The sequence below is a fragment of the Pseudomonas sp. MF4836 genome, assembly GCF_002018875.1.
Lineage (GTDB): Bacteria > Pseudomonadota > Gammaproteobacteria > Pseudomonadales > Pseudomonadaceae > Aquipseudomonas.
Genome location: NZ_MVOL01000008.1, coordinates 320,630 through 341,538 on the forward strand (window position 1 = coordinate 320,630; position 20,909 = coordinate 341,538).

At 60.9% G+C, this 20,909-nt stretch carries 20 protein-coding genes and 4 tRNA genes; 13 read left to right on the plus strand and 11 right to left on the minus strand.

Going from position 1 to position 20,909, the window contains the following annotated elements; genetic code table 11:
• Nucleotides 1-7 precede the first annotated feature (7 nt).
• Complete coding sequence (gene thiO, locus MF4836_RS20405; RefSeq protein ID WP_078471770.1) at nucleotides 8-1,108, plus strand: glycine oxidase ThiO; 1,101 nt, start codon at nucleotides 8-10, stop codon at nucleotides 1,106-1,108.
• Here the strand turns inward: thiO and MF4836_RS20410 are convergent.
• The 3 genes from MF4836_RS20410 to MF4836_RS20420 all read right to left on the minus strand — a co-directional run bounded on the left by MF4836_RS20410 (nucleotide 1,105) and on the right by MF4836_RS20420 (nucleotide 4,218).
• Nucleotides 1,105-2,424, minus strand: coding sequence for a sigma-54-dependent transcriptional regulator (locus MF4836_RS20410; RefSeq protein WP_078471828.1), 1,320 nt, complete (start codon nucleotides 2,422-2,424; stop codon nucleotides 1,105-1,107). The genes thiO and MF4836_RS20410 overlap by 4 nt on opposite strands.
• 409 nt (nucleotides 2,425-2,833) lie before the next feature.
• A complete protein-coding gene (locus MF4836_RS20415) occupies nucleotides 2,834-3,067 on the minus strand; it encodes a PP0621 family protein (protein ID WP_020296465.1) in 234 nt (77 codons plus the stop codon).
• A 128-nt stretch (nucleotides 3,068-3,195) separates the two neighbouring features.
• Complete coding sequence (locus tag MF4836_RS20420) at nucleotides 3,196-4,218, minus strand: outer membrane protein assembly factor BamD (RefSeq protein WP_078471771.1); 1,023 nt, start codon at nucleotides 4,216-4,218, stop codon at nucleotides 3,196-3,198.
• A 150-nt stretch (nucleotides 4,219-4,368) separates the two neighbouring features.
• Between MF4836_RS20420 and rluD the strand changes: the two genes are divergently transcribed.
• From rluD to MF4836_RS20455, 7 genes are all read left to right on the plus strand, one after another.
• The gene (gene rluD, locus MF4836_RS20425) at nucleotides 4,369-5,331 is read left to right on the plus strand and encodes a 23S rRNA pseudouridine(1911/1915/1917) synthase RluD (protein WP_020296467.1); all 963 of its coding nucleotides are present in this window, start codon (nucleotides 4,369-4,371) and stop codon (nucleotides 5,329-5,331) included.
• Nucleotides 5,328-6,053: a peptidoglycan editing factor PgeF gene (gene pgeF / locus MF4836_RS20430; RefSeq protein ID WP_078471772.1), complete on the plus strand. Its 726-nt coding sequence runs from the start codon at nucleotides 5,328-5,330 to the stop codon at nucleotides 6,051-6,053. Before rluD ends, pgeF begins: the two co-directional genes overlap by 4 nt.
• A gap of 130 nt (nucleotides 6,054-6,183) precedes the next feature.
• Nucleotides 6,184-8,748 carry an ATP-dependent chaperone ClpB gene (clpB, locus tag MF4836_RS20435; RefSeq protein ID WP_020296469.1) on the plus strand — a complete coding sequence of 855 codons (2,565 nt, stop codon included), beginning with the start codon at nucleotides 6,184-6,186 and terminating at the stop codon, nucleotides 8,746-8,748.
• Between the two features lie 301 nt (nucleotides 8,749-9,049).
• A tRNA-Asn gene (locus tag MF4836_RS20440) sits at nucleotides 9,050-9,125 on the plus strand.
• A gap of 9 nt (nucleotides 9,126-9,134) precedes the next feature.
• A tRNA-Pro gene (locus MF4836_RS20445) sits at nucleotides 9,135-9,211 on the plus strand.
• A 5-nt stretch (nucleotides 9,212-9,216) separates the two neighbouring features.
• Nucleotides 9,217-9,292: transfer RNA gene (locus tag MF4836_RS20450), tRNA-Lys, on the plus strand.
• A 96-nt stretch (nucleotides 9,293-9,388) separates the two neighbouring features.
• Nucleotides 9,389-9,465, plus strand: a tRNA-Pro gene (locus tag MF4836_RS20455).
• A 114-nt stretch (nucleotides 9,466-9,579) separates the two neighbouring features.
• Here MF4836_RS20455 and MF4836_RS20460 read toward each other — a convergent pair.
• From MF4836_RS20460 to MF4836_RS20470, 3 genes are all read right to left on the minus strand, one after another.
• Nucleotides 9,580-10,878 (minus strand): NAD(P)/FAD-dependent oxidoreductase, encoded by a 1,299-nt coding sequence (locus tag MF4836_RS20460; protein WP_078471773.1) that lies wholly within the window; start codon nucleotides 10,876-10,878, stop codon nucleotides 9,580-9,582.
• A gap of 60 nt (nucleotides 10,879-10,938) precedes the next feature.
• Nucleotides 10,939-11,112, minus strand: coding sequence for a DUF3094 domain-containing protein (locus MF4836_RS20465; protein WP_020296471.1), 174 nt, complete (start codon nucleotides 11,110-11,112; stop codon nucleotides 10,939-10,941).
• Nucleotides 11,113-11,217: 105 nt separating this feature from the next.
• Entirely contained in the window at nucleotides 11,218-11,847 is a 630-nt protein-coding gene (locus MF4836_RS20470) for a DUF1780 domain-containing protein (protein WP_078471774.1), read from the minus strand.
• Nucleotides 11,848-11,964: 117 nt separating this feature from the next.
• Between MF4836_RS20470 and MF4836_RS20475 the strand changes: the two genes are divergently transcribed.
• From MF4836_RS20475 to MF4836_RS20485, 3 genes are all read left to right on the plus strand, one after another.
• The gene (locus MF4836_RS20475) at nucleotides 11,965-12,432 is read left to right on the plus strand and encodes an FAD/FMN-containing dehydrogenase (RefSeq protein ID WP_078471775.1); all 468 of its coding nucleotides are present in this window, start codon (nucleotides 11,965-11,967) and stop codon (nucleotides 12,430-12,432) included.
• Nucleotides 12,429-13,118: an energy-coupling factor ABC transporter permease gene (locus MF4836_RS20480; protein WP_078471776.1), complete on the plus strand. Its 690-nt coding sequence runs from the start codon at nucleotides 12,429-12,431 to the stop codon at nucleotides 13,116-13,118. The genes MF4836_RS20475 and MF4836_RS20480 overlap by 4 nt, the downstream gene beginning before the upstream one ends.
• 62 nt (nucleotides 13,119-13,180) lie before the next feature.
• Nucleotides 13,181-13,396, plus strand: coding sequence for a hypothetical protein (locus MF4836_RS20485; protein WP_020296475.1), 216 nt, complete (start codon nucleotides 13,181-13,183; stop codon nucleotides 13,394-13,396).
• Nucleotides 13,397-13,413: 17 nt separating this feature from the next.
• Here MF4836_RS20485 and yacG read toward each other — a convergent pair whose 3' ends face one another.
• Genes yacG through MF4836_RS20505 form a run of 4 tightly spaced genes read right to left on the minus strand, consistent with a single transcriptional unit; the run spans nucleotide 13,414 to nucleotide 16,326 of the window.
• A complete protein-coding gene (yacG, locus tag MF4836_RS20490) occupies nucleotides 13,414-13,617 on the minus strand; it encodes a DNA gyrase inhibitor YacG (protein ID WP_020296476.1) in 204 nt (67 codons plus the stop codon).
• Nucleotides 13,614-14,237 carry a dephospho-CoA kinase gene (coaE, locus tag MF4836_RS20495; protein WP_078471777.1) on the minus strand — a complete coding sequence of 208 codons (624 nt, stop codon included), beginning with the start codon at nucleotides 14,235-14,237 and terminating at the stop codon, nucleotides 13,614-13,616. The genes yacG and coaE overlap by 4 nt, the downstream gene beginning before the upstream one ends.
• On the minus strand, nucleotides 14,234-15,106 hold the full coding sequence (locus tag MF4836_RS20500) for a prepilin peptidase (RefSeq protein WP_078471778.1): 873 nt from the start codon (nucleotides 15,104-15,106) through the stop codon (nucleotides 14,234-14,236). The genes coaE and MF4836_RS20500 overlap by 4 nt, the downstream gene beginning before the upstream one ends.
• 2 nt (nucleotides 15,107-15,108) lie before the next feature.
• Nucleotides 15,109-16,326, minus strand: a complete 1,218-nt coding sequence (locus MF4836_RS20505) for a type II secretion system F family protein (protein WP_078471779.1) — start codon at nucleotides 16,324-16,326, stop codon at nucleotides 15,109-15,111.
• Nucleotides 16,327-16,673: 347 nt separating this feature from the next.
• On the opposite strand from MF4836_RS20505, the gene MF4836_RS20510 reads away from it, so the two are divergent.
• Both MF4836_RS20510 and MF4836_RS20515 read left to right on the plus strand, forming a co-directional pair.
• A complete protein-coding gene (locus MF4836_RS20510; RefSeq protein WP_020296480.1) occupies nucleotides 16,674-17,090 on the plus strand; it encodes a pilin in 417 nt (138 codons plus the stop codon).
• A gap of 331 nt (nucleotides 17,091-17,421) precedes the next feature.
• Nucleotides 17,422-17,778 (plus strand): BON domain-containing protein, encoded by a 357-nt coding sequence (locus tag MF4836_RS20515; protein ID WP_078471780.1) that lies wholly within the window; start codon nucleotides 17,422-17,424, stop codon nucleotides 17,776-17,778.
• A gap of 184 nt (nucleotides 17,779-17,962) precedes the next feature.
• Here the strand turns inward: MF4836_RS20515 and MF4836_RS20520 are convergent, their stop codons facing one another.
• Entirely contained in the window at nucleotides 17,963-20,884 is a 2,922-nt protein-coding gene (locus tag MF4836_RS20520; RefSeq protein WP_078471781.1) for a DUF748 domain-containing protein, read from the minus strand.
• Between the last annotated feature and the right edge of the window lie 25 nt (nucleotides 20,885-20,909).

Consider the following 20,909-nt stretch of genomic DNA (forward strand, 5'->3'; position numbering starts at 1 on the left):
ATCGGCTATGGCTAAGCAACAGCAAGTGGTGGTGGTTGGGGGCGGGGTGATCGGCCTGCTGACAGCGTTCAATCTGGCTTCGGCCGGGCAGCGAGTGGTGCTGTTGGACCGTTCGAACCTGGGGCAAGAGTCGTCATGGGCGGGTGGCGGCATCGTCTCGCCGCTTTACCCCTGGCGCTACAGCCCTGCCGTCACCGCGCTGGCCCACTGGTCCCAGGATTTTTATCCACAGCTGGCCGAGCGTCTGTTCGCCAGTACTGGCGTTGATCCGCAGGTTCACACCACCGGGCTCTACTGGCTGGACCTGGATGATGAAAGCGCTGCGCTGGAGTGGGCGCGGCGTGAAAATCGGCCGTTGAGCGTGGTGGACATCGACGCGACCCATAGTGCGGTGCCGGTGCTGGGCCCCGGTTTTTCGCGGGCGATCTATATGGCCAACGTGGCCAATGTGCGCAACCCGCGCCTGCTGAAGTCGCTCCGGGCGGCGTTGCTGGCGCTGCCCGACGTCACCGTGCATGAACAGTGCGCGGTCAGTGGTTTTATTCGTGATGGGCAGCGGATTGTCGGCGTGCATACCGCCAACGGCGATGTTCATGGCGACCAAGTGGTGCTGGCCGCCGGTGCCTGGAGCGGCGAGTTGCTGGGCAGCCTGGGCCTGACGCTGCCGGTGGAGCCGGTCAAGGGGCAGATGATCCTCTATAAGTGCGCTGAGGACTTCCTGTCGTGCATGGTCTTGGCCAAGGGTCGTTATGCGATCCCGCGGCGGGACGGGCATATCCTGATCGGCAGCACCCTGGAGCATGAAGGCTTCGACAAGACCCCGACCGAGTCAGCGCTGGAGAGCCTCAAGGCGTCTGCCGTCGAGCTGATTCCCGCCCTGGCCGGGGCAGAGGTGGTGGGGCATTGGGCGGGCCTGCGGCCAGGGTCGCCGGAAGGTATTCCCTACATCGGGCCGGTGCCGGGGTTCAGTGGCTTGTGGCTCAATTGCGGGCATTACCGCAATGGCCTGGTGCTGGCGCCGGCTTCCTGCCAGCTGTTCACCGACCTGATGCTGGGTCGCGAGCCGATCATCGATCCTGCGCCGTACGCGCCAAGCGGACGGCTTTAATCCAGACCGAGTTTCTGCATCCGGTAGCGCATCGAACGAAACGACAGGCCCAGGCGCTGGGCCGCTGCCGTGCGGTTCCAGCGAGTGTCTTCCAGGGCCAGGAGGATCAGCTCGCGCTCAACCTGTTGCAGGTGCTGGTCAAGGTGGGTCACCTGGGCCAGGTCAGTTCTGGCGCAGGCAGGCCAGTGGTCATCCAGCCCCAGGTCCCGTGGCTCGATCAGCCGGTTGTCGCACAGGGTGTAGGCGCGCTCCAGCAGGTTTTCCAGTTCTCGCACGTTGCCGGGAAAGTGATAGTCCTTGAGCACTGCCAGCGCATTGGCGTGCAGCTGCGTCGGCAGCGCGCCGTGCTCGGCGGTCAGTCTTTGCAGAACACGCCTGGCCAGGGGCTCGATGTCGTCTTTGCGTTCCCGCAGGGGCGGGACCCGCAATTCGATCACATTCAATCGGTAGTAGAGATCCTGGCGAAAGCGCCCAGCGCTGACCTCGGCCTGCAGGTTCTTGTGGGTGGCGCAGAGGATCCGCACATCGACCGCCACCTCCTGTTGGCTGCCGACCCGACGCACGGCTTTTTCCTGAAGTGCCCGGAGCAGCTTGACCTGCATGGACAGCGGCAGGTCGGCCACCTCATCCAGCAGCAGCGTGCCGCCATGGGCCGCCTGGAACAATCCGGGCTGGTCGCTGACAGCGCCGCTGAAGCTGCCCTTGCGGTGGCCGAAAAACTCGCTCTCCATCAGCTCCGTCGGGATCGCGCCACAGTTCACCGGCACCCACGGCTGCTCGGCCCGCGGACCCTGGGCGTGGATCAGCCGGGCCACCAGCTCCTTGCCACTGCCGGATTCGCCGCTGATATAGACCGGAGCCTGGCTCTGGGCCAGTTTGCCGATGTGTCGGCGCAGCGTGCGCATGGGCTCCGAATCGCCAAGCAATGGGCTGTCGCCACTGTCACCGGGTCGGTGCAGGGTGCGATTGATCAGGGCGCGCAGGTGTGTGAGGTCCAGCGGGGTAGGCAAGCCATCGCTGTTGGAGCCTTTGACCCCCTCGATGACAGTGGCCGGGGTGCCGCAGGCGCTGATCATTGCGGTCTGGACTTGGGGGTGATGCTGTTGAATGTGTTGCAACAACTCCAGGCCGGTGCCGTCCGGCAGCTGGCTGGCGCTCAGGCACAGGTCGAAGGGGCCGGCGGCCAGCCACCGGCGAGCTTCGCCGAGGCTGCGGGCGCTCTGGGTGTGAAGGTTCATGCGGCCCAGATTGATTTCCAGGAGCGCGCGAACCTCCGCTTGATCATCGACCACCAGTACTTTGTGCCGTGGGCTCATGTTTGCTTGAAACTTCATCCGTGAACGCAGGTAGGGCATGGGCGCTCGCCATCCTGGCGAGAGTTGAAGTCTAGGAGCTGCTTGCGGGGTTCGCCGGGGGGCGAGGCCCTGTAAACGCTCGGGAGGCGGGGGCAGAGGCGCCTTTTGTGTAGCCAATTGTTCGATGGCCAGAGGGGGCTGACAGCGCGTTGCCGCTGACTCGTCAGGCCAATGCTCTGAGGCTCGTCAGTTAATGGGTAAGAAGGCGTGGGAAAGTTATCGATCACCCGATTCATGCGCTGATTAAGGCCTTGAATAATCAGCGTCAGACGCCCATTCGGGTGCTTTGTTCCTCAAATAGGGCGGGGTGGGACCAGTGGCTGGGCAGGCATTGTGCCAGCGAACCGGCACTGTCCCTGGCGCAGAGGCCTCAGCGGTGGCCGGGGCCTGGCCCTTGTTCCAGATGAGTCTGGCTGCAGTACCACTGTTGCTGTTGGCTCAGCGCTCGGTCACGGGGCAGATGCAGGCCGCACTGGGCGCAGCGGACCATGGGGGTGGCGCTTTGCTCAGGGGGTGGGCTGCCAGCGGATGCCTGGCGCTTGAATTTGCGCCAGAACCATACCGCAGCGGCAATCAGGGCGATCCAGAACAGTAGACGAACCATGGCAACCAGCTTTATGAGGAAAGATGGCGCAGTTTAGCCAAGGACCCTGCGGGCGCACAGAACAATAAAACACGGGCATGAAAAAGGGAGACTCGAAAGTCTCCCTTTTCTTGACGGCGTCGGTGCTATCAGTCGAACACACCGAAGGTCATGTAGCTGAACCACGAACGATCGTCGTTGTTGCCTTCGGCTTCATGCTGCTCTTCTTCGATCACGTCGCCGTTGGCATCTTTAGGCTTGAGGTCGGAAGGGATCGCGTCCTTGGCGTCCTGGAACTGCTTGACCACGTCCTGGTTGGCGCGGGTTTCGCCCGGCGGCAGCGGTGGACGCGACTCGATCAGGCCCAGGGTGGCCTTGCTCAGCCACGAACGGTTGTCGGCTTCGGCCACTTGCGGCACGAACTGGCCATCAACCAGGCTCGGGTGGTTCGGGTAGTTGAGCTTCAGGGTTTCCAGGCTGGTGGCGGCCAGCTCGTCCAAGTGCAGACGCTGGTAAGCCTCAGTCATCACCGCCAGGCCGTCACCGACCGAAGGGGTTTCCTGGAAGTTCTCCACCACATAGCGGCCACGGTTGGCAGCCGCTACATAGGCCTGACGGGTCAGGTAGTAGTCAGCCACGTGGATCTCGTAGGCGGCCAGCAGGTTGCGCAGATAAATCATGCGCTGCTTGGCGTCTGGAGCGTAACGGCTGTTCGGGAAGCGGCTGGTGAGCTGGGCGAACTCGTTGTAGGAGTCGCGGGCAGCACCCGGGTCACGTTTGGTCATGTCCAGGGGCAGGAAGCGAGCCAGCAGGCCGACGTCCTGGTCAAAGGAGGTCAGACCCTTGAGGTAATAGGCGTAATCCACGTTCGGATGCTGTGGATGCAGGCGAATGAAACGCTCGGCGGCGGACTTGGCGGCTTCCGGCTCGGCGTTCTTGTAGTTGGCGTAGATCAGCTCGAGCTGTGCCTGGTCGGCATAGCGACCAAACGGATAACGCGACTCCAGGGCCTTCAACTTGGCGGTAGCGCTGGTATAGCTGTGGTTGTCCAGGTCGGCCTGTGCCTGCTGGTACAGCTCGACTTCGCTCAAGTTTTCGTCAACGACTTCCTTCGATGAGCAAGCAGCGGTCAGTGCGAGGATGGCGATCAGCAGCAGGTGTTTCACTTGCATGGCGGCTTGCGTCCCTATGACGGCCGCTGTCTTGGGCGGGGCCGTCCTGTTATGATGAGCGCCCCGTTGAAAGCCTCGGGGCAAAAGACGCCGTATTTAACCACAAGCGCGCAGCCGAAACCAAAGGCTGTGCCGACGCCTAGTCTGAGCATGTCCGATAAAATTGAACTTCGCGCAGAGGTGCCGTCCGAACTGGGCGGCCAACGCCTCGATCAAGTCGCCGCCCAATTATTCGCTGAGCATTCACGCTCGCGCCTTTCCGCCTGGATCAAAGACGGCCGCCTGACTGTGGACGGAGCCGTTATTCGGCCGCGTGACATTGTGCATGGCGGTGCGATTCTTGAGCTGACCGCCGAGCAGGAAGCTCAGGGAGAATGGGTCGCTCAGGACATCGAGCTGGATATTGTCTATGAAGACGACGATATCCTGGTCATCAACAAACCCGCGGGCCTGGTGGTACACCCTGCTGCCGGGCACGCTGATGGCACCTTGCTCAATGCCTTGCTGCACCATGTTCCGGACATCATCAATGTGCCGCGCGCCGGCATCGTCCACCGCCTGGACAAGGACACCACCGGTTTGATGGTGGTGGCCAAGACCATTCAGGCCCAGACCCAATTGGTGACCCAGCTGCAAAGCCGCAGCGTCAGCCGGATCTACGAGTGCATCGTGATTGGCGTAGTGACGGCGGGTGGCAAGATCAACGCGCCCATCGGTCGCCACGGCCAGCAGCGCCAGCGCATGGCAGTGATGGAAGGCGGCAAGCAGGCGGTCAGTCATTACCGCGTGCTTGAGCGTTTCCGCTCCCACACCCACGTGCGGGTCAAGCTGGAAACCGGTCGTACCCACCAGATTCGGGTGCACATGGCTCACATCAACTTCCCGTTGGTCGGGGATCCGGCCTACGGCGGTCGTTTCCGCATTCCGCCTGCGGCCAGTGTGACCATGGTCGAGTCGTTGAAGGCGTTCCCGCGTCAGGCGCTGCATGCGCGGTTCCTGGAGCTGGATCATCCGACCACCGGCGTGCGTATGAGCTGGGAGTCGCCACTGCCGGACGACTTCGTCTGGTTGCTGACCCTGCTCAAGCAAGACCGCGAGGCGTTCATCGGATGAGTGAATGGCTGATTCCTGACTGGCCTGCGCCGGCCGGGGTGAAAGCCTGTGTCACCACCCGTGCGGGCGGCGTCAGCCTGGCGCCGTTCGACAGCCTCAACCTGGGCGACCACGTCGATGACAGCCCCGAAGCTGTTGCCGAGAATCGTCGCCGCCTGACGGATCACTTCTCTATAAGGCCCGCCTGGCTGCGACAGGTCCACGGTATTGACGTGGTCGAGGCGGATCCGTCCGTCATCGCCAGCGCCGATGCCAGCTGGACGGCCACGCCAGGTATCGCCTGCGCCTCGATGACCGCTGACTGCCTGCCGGCGCTGTTCTGCGATCGCGCCGGGACCCGTGTCGCGGCGGCCCATGCCGGTTGGCGCGGGCTGGCTGCCGGCGTGCTGGAAGCCACCCTCGACACGCTGGACGTTGCGCCGGCCGAGGTGCTGGTCTGGCTTGGACCGGCTATCGGTCCGCGGGCTTTCGAGGTCGGCCCCGAGGTGCGGGAAACCTTCGTCAGCCAACTGGCGCAAGCCGAGCAGGCATTTGTCCCAAGCCACAATCCCGGCAAGTTCATGGCCGACATCTATAGTCTGGCCCGCTTGCGCCTGGCGGCTCGCGGCGTCACGGCGGTGTACGGTGGCGATTACTGCACAGTCAGTGACGCGCGTTTCTATTCTTACCGTCGCAGTCCTCGTACAGGACGGTTTGCCTCCCTTATCTGGCTCGAGCGCTAGACTCTTCTGACCTGCGTCAATTGTCAGGCGCTTGAAACTCCCAGAATCGACCGCATCTATAAGGGTATCTGGCAGGTTTCTTTATTTAGGTGTGTCCATCGCTCCGGCCTGCTCAAAAGGAAGGTGACTAATGCGTATAGACCGTTTAACCAGCAAATTGCAGTTGGCGCTGTCCGATTCTCAATCTTTGGCGGTCGGTCTCGATCATCCCGCGATCGAGCCGGCGCACTTGATGCAAGCATTGCTTGAGCAGCAGGGTGGTTCGATCAAACCCCTGCTGATGCAAGTGGGCTTCGACATCAACAGCCTGCGCAAGGAGTTGAGCAAAGAGCTCGACCAACTGCCGAAAATCCAAAATCCTACTGGCGACGTCAATATGTCCCAGGATCTGGCGCGTCTGCTCAATCAGGCCGATCGCCTGGCGCAGCAGAAAGGCGACCAGTTCATCTCCAGCGAGATGGTGCTGCTCGCGGCCATGGACGAGAACAGCAAGCTTGGCAAGTTGTTGCTTGGCCAGGGCGTGAGCAAAAAGGCCCTGGAAAACGCCATCAACAATCTTCGCGGCGGCGAGGCAGTCAATGACGCCAATGTCGAGGAGTCGCGCCAGGCCCTGGATAAATACACCGTCGATCTGACCAAGCGTGCCGAAGAAGGCAAGCTCGACCCGGTAATCGGCCGTGATGACGAAATTCGCCGGACCATCCAGGTCCTGCAGCGGCGGACCAAGAACAACCCGGTGCTGATCGGTGAGCCAGGCGTGGGTAAGACGGCAATCGCCGAGGGCCTGGCCCAGCGCATCATCAATGGTGAAGTGCCGGACGGCCTCAAAGGCAAGCGTCTGCTCTCGCTGGATATGGGCGCGCTGATTGCCGGTGCCAAGTATCGCGGCGAGTTCGAGGAGCGCCTCAAAGGCCTGCTCAATGAGCTGTCGAAACAGGAAGGGCAGATCATTCTGTTTATCGACGAGCTGCACACCATGGTTGGCGCCGGTAAGGGCGAGGGCTCCATGGATGCGGGCAACATGCTCAAGCCGGCCCTGGCCCGTGGCGAGCTGCATTGCGTCGGCGCCACCACGCTCAACGAGTACCGCCAATATATAGAGAAGGACGCAGCCCTTGAGCGGCGCTTCCAGAAAGTACTGGTGGAAGAACCGAGCGAAGAAGACACGATCGCCATTCTGCGTGGCCTCAAGGAGCGGTATGAGGTCCACCATAAAGTGGCGATTACCGATGGTGCGATCATTGCCGCGGCCAAGCTCAGCCACCGCTACATTACTGATCGACAATTGCCGGACAAGGCCATCGACCTGATCGACGAGGCCGCCAGCCGCATCCGCATGGAGATCGACTCCAAGCCGGAAGTGCTGGACCGTCTGGAGCGGCGCTTGATTCAGCTCAAGGTTGAGTCCCAGGCGTTGAAGAAAGAAGACGACGAAGCCGCGATCAAGCGCCTGGAGAAACTCCAGGAAGAAATCGTCCGGCTGGAGCGCGAATACGCGGACCTGGAGGAGATCTGGACCTCGGAGAAAGCCGAAGTGCAGGGTTCGGCGCAGATCCAGCAGAAGATCGAGCAGTCGCGTCAGGAGTTGGAAGCCGCACGCCGTAAGGGTGACCTGAATCGCATGGCCGAGTTGCAGTACGGGGTCATCCCGGACCTGGAGCGCAGCCTGCAGATGGTCGACCAGCACGGTCACAGCGAAAATCAATTGCTGCGCAGTAAGGTCACTGAGGAAGAAATCGCCGAAGTGGTTTCCAAGTGGACCGGGATTCCGGTCTCGAAAATGCTCGAAGGTGAGCGTGACAAGTTGTTGAAAATGGAAAGCCTGTTGCACCAACGTGTGATCGGCCAGAACGAAGCGGTGGTGGCAGTGGCCAACGCAGTGCGGCGTTCCCGTGCCGGGTTGTCCGACCCGAACCGGCCAAGCGGCTCGTTCATGTTCCTCGGCCCGACCGGTGTGGGTAAAACCGAGCTGTGTAAGGCCTTGGCCGAGTTCCTCTTCGATACCGAAGAGGCCATGGTGCGGATCGATATGTCCGAATTCATGGAGAAACACTCGGTCGCTCGCCTGATCGGTGCGCCACCAGGCTATGTGGGCTATGAGGAAGGCGGTTACCTGACCGAGGCGGTACGGCGCAAGCCTTACTCGGTGATCCTCCTGGACGAGGTCGAGAAGGCCCACCCGGATGTGTTCAACGTGTTGCTGCAGGTGCTCGAAGACGGTCGCTTGACCGACAGCCATGGCCGTACCGTGGACTTCCGCAATACGGTGATCGTCATGACCTCCAACCTGGGCTCGGCGCAGATCCAGGAACTGGTCGGTGATCGTGAAGCGCAGCGTGCAGCGGTGATGGATGCGGTGTCGACCCATTTCCGTCCGGAGTTCATCAACCGGATCGACGAAGTGGTGATCTTCGAGCCATTGGCTCGGGATCAGATCGCTGGCATCACCCAGATCCAGATGGGCCGTCTGCGCAGCCGCCTGGCCGAGCGCGAGCTGACCTTGGAACTGAGCGACGAGGCGTTGGACAAGCTGATCGCCGTGGGTTACGACCCGGTCTATGGTGCACGGCCGTTGAAACGTGCGATCCAGCGCTGGATCGAGAACCCGCTGGCGCAGTTGATTCTCTCTGGCAGCTTCTTGCCGGGAGCAACGGTCAAGGGAACGGTGGAAAACGACGAAATCGTCTTTGCCTGACCGACACGGACGTTGCTGTGAAAAAGGCCTCGCATTGCGAGGCCTTTTTTTTCGATAGGGCGTTGAACTGAAAGGCAAAGGCTTGTAAAGTGCGCCCCGCAGTATGTCAGCCCAACGGTTCCTTCTCCCCAAGAAGAAATCTGAAACAAGTCGCAAATCATTGTCTTAAAAGCAATTTAAAGGGTTGACAGGGGTTTTTAAGATTGTAGAATAGCGCGCCTCAGAGACATGAACGCAGCGATGCTGACAGGGTCGAAGAGAGTGAAATACGCAGTAAATGTTGCAAATTGAAATATGTAGTTCCGTGATAGCTCAGTCGGTAGAGCAAATGACTGTTAATCATTGGGTCCCAGGTTCGAGTCCTGGTCACGGAGCCAATTTCAAACCGGGGTATAGCGCAGTCCGGTAGCGCGCCTGCTTTGGGAGCAGGATGTCAGGAGTTCGAATCCCCTTACCCCGACCATTTTTGGGTCGTTAGCTCAGTTGGTAGAGCAGTTGGCTTTTAACCAATTGGTCGTAGGTTCGAATCCCACACGACCCACCATTTTTGAGACCAGCTAACACTGGAATCGAATCTTAAGATCAGAGGCCAAAAGCACTGATCGAAGAAGGCGACTTGAATAGGTCGCCTTTTTTTTACCGGGGTATAGCGCAGTCCGGTAGCGCGCCTGCTTTGGGAGCAGGATGTCAGGAGTTCGAATCCCCTTACCCCGACCATATTTAAAGTCCTCGTATCGCAAGATACGGGGATTTTTTTTGCCTCGAATTTGCTCGCCATCTACCGGCAGGCAAAAAAATGCCCCGATCAGTTCGGGGCATTTTTTATGTGGATCAGTGCAACTTCAACCTCGGATCCGTCCCGCGTCCAATCCGGCTGCCCAGCATCAGCATGGCGGTGCGGAATGCGCCGTAGAGCGCCATCTGGTGCATGCGGTAGAGCGAGATGTAGAACATCCGCGCCAACCAGCCTTCGAGCATGACGCTACCGGTCAGGTTGCCCATCAAGTTACCCACAGCCGAAAAGCGCGACAGCGAGATCAGTGAGCCGTAGTCGGTGTACTTGTATTCAGGCAGGGCCTTGCCTTCGATGCGCAACTTGAGCGATTTGGCCAGCAGTGAGGCCTGCTGGTGAGCCGCCTGGGCCCGCGGTGGCACGTTGCGATCGCTACCGGGTTGCGGGCAGGCCGCGCAGTCACCGAAGGCGAAGATGTTTTCATCGCGGCTGGTTTGCAGGGTCGGCAGGACTTGCAGCTGGTTGATGCGGTTGGTTTCCAGGCCGTCGATGTCCTTGAGGAACCCCGGTGCGCGGATCCCGGCAGCCCAGACTTTCAGGCTGGCGGGGATCACCTGGCCGTCGGCGGTAATCAGGCTTTCGGCGGTGACCTCGCTCACGGCAGCGTTGGTCATGACCCTGACCCCGAGTTTCTCCAGGGTTTTATGCACAGGCCCGCCGATGCGCTCCGGCAGGGCAGGCAGCACCCGTGGGCCGGCTTCGATCAGGGTGATGTGCATGTTTTCCGGCTTGATCTTGTCCAGGCCATAGGCGGCCAGCTCGTGGGCGGCGTTGTGCAGTTCGGCGGCCAGTTCGACCCCGGTGGCGCCGGCACCTACGATCGCCACGCTGATCTGTTCAATCGCATCTGTTTGCCCTGCGTGGGCGCGCAGGTAGTGGTTGAGCAATTGCTGGTGGAAGCGCTCTGCCTGTTTGCGGGTGTCGAGGAACAGGCAATGCTGGGCCGCGCCCTGGGTGCCGAAGTCATTGGTGGTGCTGCCAACGGCGATCACCAGGGTGTCGTAGCCCAGTTCCCGGGCAGGCAGCAGCTCTACGCCACTTTCATCGTAGGTGGCGGCCAGCTGGATTCTCTTGCGCTCGCGGTCGAGCCCGCTCATGCGGCCCAGCTGGAACTCGAAGTGGTTCCATTTGGCTTGGGCAACATAGTTGAGTTCATCTTCGGAGGAGTTCAGGGAGCCGGCGGCCACTTCATGTAGCAACGGTTTCCAGATGTGGGTGAGGTTGGCGTCGACCAGCATTACGCTGGCGGTGCCGCGCTTGCCCAGAGTCTTACCCAGGCGGGTAGCCAACTCCAGGCCGCCGGCGCCGCCGCCGACGATAACAATACGATGGGTCATGGGGATATCTCGCAAGGCTAAAAGAAATCGGTGCAGTTACCCGAGCGAGCGCAAGGCAGCTCATAGCGTCAGGTAACTGATAAAACGGCTCAGCAGGCCCAGGCCGATGGTCACTGCCAGCACCACCACCAGGAGCATCCACGGCCGAAAGGGCCGGCGCTCGACACGGTGTTGGGTCAGTTGCAGATACTCTTCGACATGTTTTTGGTCGTCGGGGTTCAGGCGGCTGCTCATAAAGGCCTCGTCAGGTAGACGTTGCGAAATGTGGGGAAGCTACAGCTCCAGCCGAAGGTTTGCAGGGCCCCCGGGAACAGGTGCGTGCCGCAGGGCGCCAGGTTCTCACAGGCTGATCCCGACGTCGAACAGGATGCTGCGTCCCAGGTTGCTGCGTAAAAAGTCCGGTGCGTCCGGGTGGGCGAACAGGACTCGGGCGAAGGTCGGGCCGACCAGCGACAGCGAGCGCCAGCCTTGGCGCAGATACTCGGTGGGCGGCGGGAAGTGGCTGTTGAGGTCCAGCACTTCACGCTTGAGGCTGGCGAAGGCAATGATGTCCAGCTCGCCCAGGTCCATGCCGCGCTCTTTATAGTTGTGGGCTTTCTTGCGCAGGGTGGGCGCCAGGCGCAGCAGCAGTTCGCTGGCCGGAATGCGCTTGGGCTTGGCTTCGCGACGCACCAGTTGGCTCAGGGAGAATGCGCTGCGGCGCCGTTGTAGTTCGTCCCGCCATTCGTCGTTGAGGCGCCGGCCTTTATCGAGGACGAAAAACACCTCGAAGCTGGCCTCGCGAAACAATACGTCCGGTGGTTCCTGCCCGGCTGGGGTGAACTCGTCGGCGCGGTAACTGATGTTCAAGCCTTGCAGCAGGCGTTGGCAGACCCAACGCTCACGCTCCCATTTGCGGGCATTGGACAGGAACGCATTGGCTTGTTCGGCCTGAATGGTGAGCAGGCGCAAGTAATCTGAGTCATCCATAGGCCAAGCTTAGCGTCCAAACGCCGATTGCTGAAAGGTTCGTTTGACTGGAGGGCTGCGAAGGGCGGTGTAGACTGCTGGCCTGAACAATGTGCGATGCCCAGAGGAGAGAATGCGGTGAAGTATGGCGTGATGCTGTTGCTGAGTGTGCTGTGCCTGGGGGCACAGGCGACTGAAATCGGGGAGCGCCTGGCGCCCTGGACCCTGCTCGACCAGTTCGACCAACCCTACAGCCTGGATCAGCAGACCCATACGTTGCTGGTGGCGCGCGACATGGACGCGGCCAAGCTGGTCAAGGCCGCGCTGGAAGATCGCCCCAAGGGCTATCTGGAGGCGCGACACGCGGTATTCGTCGCGGATATCCAGCGCATGCCGATGCTGATCGCGAAAATGTTCGCGGTCCCGGCCATGCGCGATTATTCCTACCGGGTTCTGCTCGACCGCGAAGGACGAGTCGCACCGCGTTATCTCGGCGCCGAGAATAAGGTCTTGTGGTTGCAGCTCAATGAAGGGCGGCTGGTTGCGCAACGTGAGTACGCCACCGCTGCCGAACTGCGCGAGGCGCTGGAGCAACTGCAGCCATGATCAGTGCGGCCGTGCTGTCGGCGCCGACCCTGGTGGTCGGCTGGCTGCTGTATGTGCCGGTGTTGATCTGGGCGATAGCGCGGTCGCCCTGGGTCGAGTTGTTCTCCGACCGTCGACGTCAGCATTTGCTGTTTGGCACGGTGTTCGCGCTGTTTATGTTGTGGCTGGTGCGCCGGGACTTCGACACCGGCGTGTCTTATCACTTTATCGGCATGACCGCCGTGACCTTGCTCCTGGACTGGCCGCTGGCAGTGGTCGGCGGGTTGGTGGCCCAGTTGGGGCTGGTGCTGCTCGGGCGTCAGGACCTGGCCGCCATGGGGGTCAACGGGGCGTTGCTGATTCTGTTGCCGGTGCTGGTCACCGAATGCTGCGCGATCCTCGTGGAGCGGGCGCAACCGCGTAACCCCTTTGTGTACATCTTTTGCTCCGGCTTTTTTGCTGCGGCACTCTCGGCCTTGCTGTGCCTGTTGGTCGGGCTGGGCCTGCTGTGGTTCGACGAGCGTTTTGCCATGCCTGAGTGGCTGGAGGATTTCGTCGGCTACCTTTGGCTGATCATTTTCCCCGAGGCCTTTATCAACGGCATGGTGATCAGCGCGCTGGTGGTGTTCTGCCCCGAGTGGCTGGAAACCTTCAACCGTACCCGCTACCTCTCGGCACCGTGGAAGGACGACGATCCACGTTCTTGATCCATATCAATTACGTCGGCCAGGCGCCGTCTCATGCTCTGGAAAATTTCTGGAGTACGGTCATGAGTGTCTACGAATGGGCAAGGCAGGAAATGCGCAAGAATCTGGAACAGGCCCAGGAGCAGGGCTTTGAGCCGGGCCTGAGCCTGCGCGCCCTGCTCAGCGCGGTGGTGCAGCAGAGCAAGAGCGTACGCAGTATTGAGGATCTGGCCGACGAATTGCAGTTTCTCGCGGAGAACCTCGACGACCAGCAGGATTACGGGTTTATGCGTCCTTAGGACGATGCAGCCGGGGTTCAGTGGGCGCGGGGCGGCAGGTCTTCGGAGAACAATTCGTCTTCGGCGTCCGGGCTGACCGGAATCTTGTGTTCTTCGGACGCCCAGGCACCCAGGTCGATCAGTTTGCAACGGTCCGAGCAGAACGGCCGGTTGCTGTTCTCGGCGGTCCATTCAACGGGGGCGCCACAGGTTGGGCATTCTACGGTCAGGGGTTGGCTCATGACTGGCCTCCACGCAAAGTTAGATAAAAGTGGTGCAGGCGCTCGACCTCACTGTGCAACCAGGCAAGGTCGCGGTCGTTGGCCAGCACATCGTCGGCATGGCGCAGACGCTCTTCGCGGCTGGCCTGGGCCTTGAGAATCGCCTGGATCTGCTGTTCGCTGATCTGGTCGCGCTGCAGGGTGCGCTCGATTTGCAGCTGTTGCGGGACATCGATCACCAGCACCCGCTGAGTCATTGCCGCCTGGCCGGACTCGATCAGCAGCGGCGACACCAGGATTGCATAGGGCGATTGTGCACGCGCCAAGTGGACGACGATTTCCTCGGCGATCAACGGGTGCAGCAGGGCTTCGAGCCAGCGTCGCTGCTCCGGGACTTCAAAAATCAGCTTGCGCAGGGCGGCTCGGTCCAACTGGCCGTCAGCCTGCAGCACGCCTGCGCCGAAATGTTCAGCGATGCGCGCCAGGGCCGGACGTCCGGGCTCCACCACCCATCGAGCGGCGTGATCGGCGTCCACGACATGGATGCCCAGGTCGATAAAATGTTGCGCCGCAGCGCTTTTGCCACTGCCGATGCCGCCGGTGAGGCCAAGAATCCAGGGTTTGGTTACAGGGTTAGTCATTGGAGCCCGACAAACTGCAAATAGAGGTCGGTTATTTGACCACCCCAGAGCAAGGCAATCCAGCCGGCAATTGCCAGAAAGGGCCCGAAGGGGATCGGGGTCGAGGTTTGCGCATTGCGCCAGCGCAGCATCAGCGCCCCCACCAAGGCTCCCACCAGCGACGCCAGCATGATGGTCAGTGGCAGGCTCTGCCAGCCGCCCCATGCACCAATCATGGCCAGCAGCTTGAAGTCGCCATGGCCAATGCCGTCCTTGCCGGTCAGCAGCTTGAACAGCCAGTACACCGACCACAGGCACATATAACCAAGCACGGCGCCCCACAGCGCATCGTCCAGGCTGACGAACAGCCCGAAACTGTTGACGATCAGCCCCAGCCACAACAGGGGCAATACCAGCACGTCAGGCAGCAGTTGATGCTCGGCGTCGATCAGGCTCAGCGTCAGCAGCCCCCACGTGAGCAGCAGCACCACACCGGCCTGCCAGCCAAACCCGAAATGCCAGGCAATAAAGGCCGACAGCAGGCCGCAAGCCAGCTCGGTAAGCGGATAGCGTGGGCTGATCCTGGCTGCGCACTGTGAGCAACGCCCGCGCAGCAGCAGGTAGCTGAGCAGCGGGATGTTCTCCCAGGCGCGGATCTGGTGGGCGCAGTGCGGGCAGTGGGAGTGCGGCAACAGCAGGTTATAGGTCGGCGCTGGCGACTGCTCGGGCAGACCCAGCACTTCATGGGCCTGTGCCTGCCAGTCGCGCTGGAGCATTTTGGGCAGGCGCCAGACCAGCACATTGAGGAAGCTGCCGATCAGCAGCCCGAGAGTCAGCGCGGATAACACGAAGGCCAATGGGTAGATGGCCAGAACTTCAGTCAAAGACATGCTCAGATCGCTGTGCCGAGTTGAAAGATGGGCAGGTACATGGCCACCACCAGGCCGCCGACGATGCTGCCCAAAATCACCATGATAAAGGGCTCCATGAGGCTGGTGAGGGTGTCGACCAAGTTGTCGACCTCGGCTTCATAGTAGGTCGCCACTTTTTCCAGCATGGAGTCCAGGGCGCCGGATTCTTCGCCGATCGCCGTCATCTGGATCGCCATAGTAGGGAACATTCCACAGGTGCGCATGGCGAAGTTCAGTTGCATGCCGCTGGCCACATCCTCCTTGACCTGCTGCACCGCTTTTTTGAACTGGCTGTTGCCGGTGGCGCCGCCTACCGAATCCAGGGCCTGCACCAGGGGCACGCCGGCAGCAAAGGTGGTGGCCAGGGTCCGGGCGTAACGCGCCACCGCCGACTTGTACAACAGCGGCCCGGCCAGTGGCAGCTTCAGCAGGCTGACATCCAACCAGTCGCGCAGCCCCTGGAAACGCCGATAGCCGTAGCGCGCCGCGAGCAACGCAAGGGCGCCAGCCAGCAGCATTTGCCACCAGCGCTCCTGCATAAACTGCGAGAGCCCGATGACGGCCTGGGTAAAAGCCGGCAGTTGGGTATTCAGCCCGGCGAACATCGACTGAAATTGCGGCACCACCTTGACCAGCAAAATGCCGCTGACGATCAAGGCGACGCAGATGACCGCCAAGGGATAGGTCATGGCCTTCTTGATCCTGGCCTTGAGGCTTTCGCTTTTTTCCTTGTAGGTGGCTACCCGCTCCAGCAGGGTGTCCAGGGCGCCGGCTTGCTCGCCGGCATCCACCAGGTTGCAATACAGCTCGTCGAACTGCCGGGGATGTTTGCGCAGGGCCCCGGCAAAGCTGTTGCCGGCTTCGATTTCACGCTTGAGCGCGTGGATCAGATTGCGCATGCGCGGCTTGTCGAAGCCCTCGGCGATGATATCGAACGACTGCAGCAGCGGCACACCGGCTTTCATCATGGTCGCCATCTGCCTGGTGAACAGCACGATATCTCGCGCAACGATGGCTTTGCCGCTGCTGAACAGCGCCACTGGCTTTTTCCGCACCCGCCCCGGGTTGATTCCTTGCTGACGCAATTGCGCCTTGATCAGTGCCGGATTGTGTCCGGTCAATTCGCCGCTCAGCTTGCGTCCGTTTCGGTCGCTGCCTTCCCAGGCGTAGACACTGACTCTTGCTGCTTTTACCGCCATGGTTCGGTCCTTGCTGGCGCCTTTGGACTATTCCGGGCCGCAGGCAATGGGTGTGACGCCTTTAAGGTCGCGCCGACCGCCTGATAGATCGTGATTGCCCCGAGATGTTCCTGAGCGCTGGGGAACGGCGCCTCCCTGGGCCGTTTTCCTGTGCAAGCCTAGCCAGCAAATACCCTCGGCCCCAGGCTGGCGGCTGACGAAAATTGTCAGTTTGTGCGACTCCTTGTGATGAAAGCCATCGGCCATCCCCGCTGCACGCCTTGATCTACGGGCTTTCAGGGGCTGGCACAGGCCATGCTTCAAGCACTTCAGGTCATGACATTCCCGTTCATGCTTGGAGCTTGTCCATGAAGAGTCAGAAGGGCTTTACCCTGATTGAATTGCTGGTGGTGGTCGCCATCATCGGCATCCTCGCCACCTTTGCCCTGCCGCTGTATTCCAAATACCAGGCTCGGGCCAAGGTGGTGGCGGCATTGGCCGAAGCCTCAGCGCTGAAGGTCAATTTCGAAGATCAGCTCAACCAGGGCAGTGACCCGACCCTTGAACTGGTCGGCGGTACGGCCCTCACCACCAATTGCCGCATGACCGCCAGCGGCACGGCGGCCAGCGGCGAGGGCGTGATTGCCTGCACCATCCTCAACGCGCCGGGCCCGGTACTGAACCAGACCCTGACCCTGAGTCGTACCAACACGTCCGGGTGGCTGTGCAACACCACGGTAGGGGCGGACTACGCGCCCAAGGGCTGCACGGCCGGCGGCGCATGATGTAACGCCGGGAACGAACTGCGGATGTCGCGCCCGCTGGGGCATGGGGCGCGCCAAGCCGGTCTTCCGGTTCAGATACGGCCGGAATCCAGGGCGCAGGGAAAGTTTCGCGATTTCAGACGGTTAAGGTTGAGCGAGAAACCGCAACTTGCACGCAGATCCGCAGGGTGTCATGCAAATTGCATGATTCCGGATTTTTGCTGTTTTTATAACTTATTGTTTTATAAGGGTTTTATCTGTTATCAGAAGTTGGCACAGCGCCTGCAATATCTCTGGTAACCCTGTTGCCAGGACACGGCGCAGGCTTTCCAGAAAAACAGGAGTTACTCGTATGAAGAAGTTCGCTATCGCTGCCGCAACTGCTACCGCTCTGACCCTGACCATGGCCAACGCAGCATTTGCGCAGACCACTCAAAACACCCAGGCACCGATGGTTGTGGCTGCCGGTGAAGTGACCAAGGCTAAAGAAGCTACCTCCGATACCTGGATCACCACCAAAGTTAAAAGCGACCTGGTTACCGAAAAAGGCATCCCAGGCACCGACATCAAAGTCGAAACCAACAAAGGTGTAGTGTCGCTGTCGTCCACCGTCGCGGTGACCGATGCGCAGAAAGCCACCGCTGTTGCCATCACCAAGAAAATCAAAGGCGTTAAAGCGGTTTCCGCTGATGGCCTGAAAGCCCAGTAAGAGTTCTTGCCTGGACTGGGAGATGAGGTGTAGGGCGAGCTGAGTAACACGCCTGGCGCTTCCTGAAGGTTCATGCGGAAGACCACAAGGATGTGGTCATTACAGGCCCCGGCACTTTGTGTCGGGGCCTGTTCTATTGCGGCGGGAAAAGACCGCGGCCTTCAGGCTGCGGCGCAGTCAGGGGTTATTCCGCATCCAGGTGCATCGGGGTGATGACTCGGCCATCGCTTTCGGCTTCACCGAGATTGGCGTCGATGAAGTAGACGCGGTCATCGGCCAGTTGGCCCTTGTCCACCAGGAAGTCCTTGATGCTGCTGGCGCGCTCCTGGCCCAGTTGGCGCAACAGTACATCGCTGCCACTCCAGAACTTGATCACCGCTTCACGCATTTTTGCGCTGCGTTCTTCCTTGCCCAGGTCCTTCCACTCGGCCGGCGGCTGGGTCTTGAGGCGAGTGCGATAAATGCCTTCGAGGAGCGGGCTCTTCTCGCTGTCGGGTACTTGCAGCAGCGACGCTTGGGCGGGCACCTTGTCCCCACGACGCTGGAGCATCTTGTAGTAGTTGTACTGGTATTCCCGTTCCAGTCGTTGCTGGGCCAGCAGTGGACCATCGCTGCTTTGCGCCGCAGTGCCTTCGATCTCCAGGCGCAGGGCCGGACGCTCCTTGAGTGCGTTGGCAAGTTTTACCAGCGCGGCTTCCGAGTCCTTGCCCAGATCGCTTGAGCCAGGGGCGAACGACACGCTGCCCAGGTCTTCCGAACCTCCACCCGCGATCAGTCCGCCAATAAGTTTGAAGGGCGCAGCGGCAGCCTTGACGATCAGGTTACGCAGGGTCTGCCAGACAATCGGCATGACACTGAACTGTGGGTTGTTGAGGTCGCCGGTCACGGGCAGCTCGATGGAAATCTTGCCATCGACGTCCTTGAGCAAGGCAATCGCCAGTTTCAGCGGCAGGCTCACCGCGTCCGGGCTGTCGACTTTTTCACCCAGTTGCAGCTGTTCGACCACCACCTTGTTCTCGGCCTTGAGTTGGCCGTTGGTGATCAGGTAGTGCAGGTCTAGGTTGAGTCGGCCCTTGCGGATGCGGTAGCCGGCGAACTTGCCCGAGTAGGGGGTGAGGGTGGTCAACTCCACGCGTTTGAAGCTGGTGGCGATATCCAGCGCGGCCATGGGGTCGAACGGGTTGACGCTGCCCTTGATGGTGACCGGCGCATAACGATCGACCTTGCCCTTGACGTCGACACTGGCCGGTTTTGCCTGGCGACTGTCGATGGTGCCGATCTGCCCGTTGAGTTGTTGCACCGCGGTGGCGAAGTTGGGCGTCAGGCTGAAGTCGGCAAAGTTGGCCGAGCCGTCATTGATGGCAATCGCACCAATGTGAATCCCCAGCGGTTTGTCCTTGCCTGGCGCGGGTTTGGCAGCAGGCTTGGCGCCGCTGTTGGCCGGTTGCGGAATCAGCAAGTCGTCGACGTTGGTGGTGCGGTCATCGTTGATCATGAACCGCGCATAAGGCTGGTACAGGTTGACCTTGTCGATCGACAGGCTGTCGCCGTGTTGATAGTTGAGACCTTCGACCACGACCTTTTGCCACTTCACGAAGTCGCGGGTTTTCAGGGTGTCGAGGGTGTGCAACTGGTTCACTTCGGCGCGGCCGGTGATGGCGAGTGTCAGCGGGTCGACTTTTTTCAGGTTGACCGCCAGGTCGCTGTCGAGCATGCCGCTGCGCAGTTCCAGGCGAATGAACGGGCTGATATAGGACTGCGCGACCCGCAGGTCGATATCCCGGGTCTGCACCTGGAGCTTGGCCGTGACCGGGTTCAGGTTGACCTCGCCGTTCGCTTGGAGCTTGCCCTGTTTGCCCAGCCCGCTGTCGAGCTTGAGGGTAAAGGGCGACTGGTTGAGGCTGTCGAAATTCTGCAGGTCCAGGTTCAGCGGACCGACTTCCAGGGCCACCGCAGGTTTGGCTTTACGGTCTGCGAGGTGCACCTGGTAATTGCGCAGTTGCACATCCTTGAGCAACACCTGCCAGGGTTTGCTCGGTGCTGCCGGCTGCGCCTTGGGGGTGTCGGCAGTCGCGGGCGCTGGGGCCGGTGCCGGTTTGGCCGGTTGGCTGGCGAACAGTTTTTGCCAATCCAGCTGGCCATCGGCTTCGAGGGCGGCCCAGGTTTCCAGCTTCTGGCTGCGAATCTTGCCGACCACCACCTGCTGCTTGGCCAGGTCTATCGTGGTTTCGCTGACATCCAGGCGCTCCAGGCGGGCCAGGGGACGGCCGTCCGGGGCCTTGATGGCGAAGGGCGCGACGCTCAGCGAAGTATCGCTGAGCAGCAACTCGGTTTCCTTGGACAGGTTGAGCGTGTAGTGCGTGCTGAGGTTGAGGATGCCGTCCTCGAGAACCAGCGGCACGGCGTCGCGAACGTAGGGCCACCAGACTTTCATCTTGCCGTCAGTGACCTTCAGGTTGCCCTCGGAAGTCAGCGGGATCAGGCTGAAGTTACCGGACCAGTCGATCTGTCCGCCTTCGGGCCCGGCCGCGACCAGGGTCATGTCGGCGTTGTCATCGGGCAGGGTGCTGAGGTTCTTCAACTCGAAGTCGAGTTTGTCGTACAGGAACTCGATCGGCTCGCTCGGGCGCAGGTCCTGGAAGTGCACATAACCGCTCGCCAGCTTGATGCGCTCGATACGCAGTGGGAACGGCTTGGCGTCGGGATCGGCAGGGGTCGGTTCGCTGGCGGGGATCTTGAACAGCCCCAGCAGATTGAGTTTGCCTTCCTTGTCAAACAGGATCTCGGTCTTGGGTTTATCCAGTTCGATATCCGCCAGATGCAGCGCGCGGGTCCACAGGCTGTCCAGTTGCAGGTTCAGATAGAGGCGTTCGAAGCCTACCTGCTCTTTACCTGGCGCACCGATATTCAGCCCCCAGAGCGTGAGCTCCAGGCTGTACGGATTGAATTCGATACGTTGGATATGGGCCGGGGTGGTGGCGTAGTTGGCGAGTTGCTGATTGGCCACCCGCAAGGCAATGCCCGGCAAGATCAGAAAGCCCAACAGACTGTAAAGGGCAAGAGCAGTCAACAGGGCGCCGATAGCGCGAATCAATCCTTTGGTCATGCGAGGGCTTCATCTATCTGATATC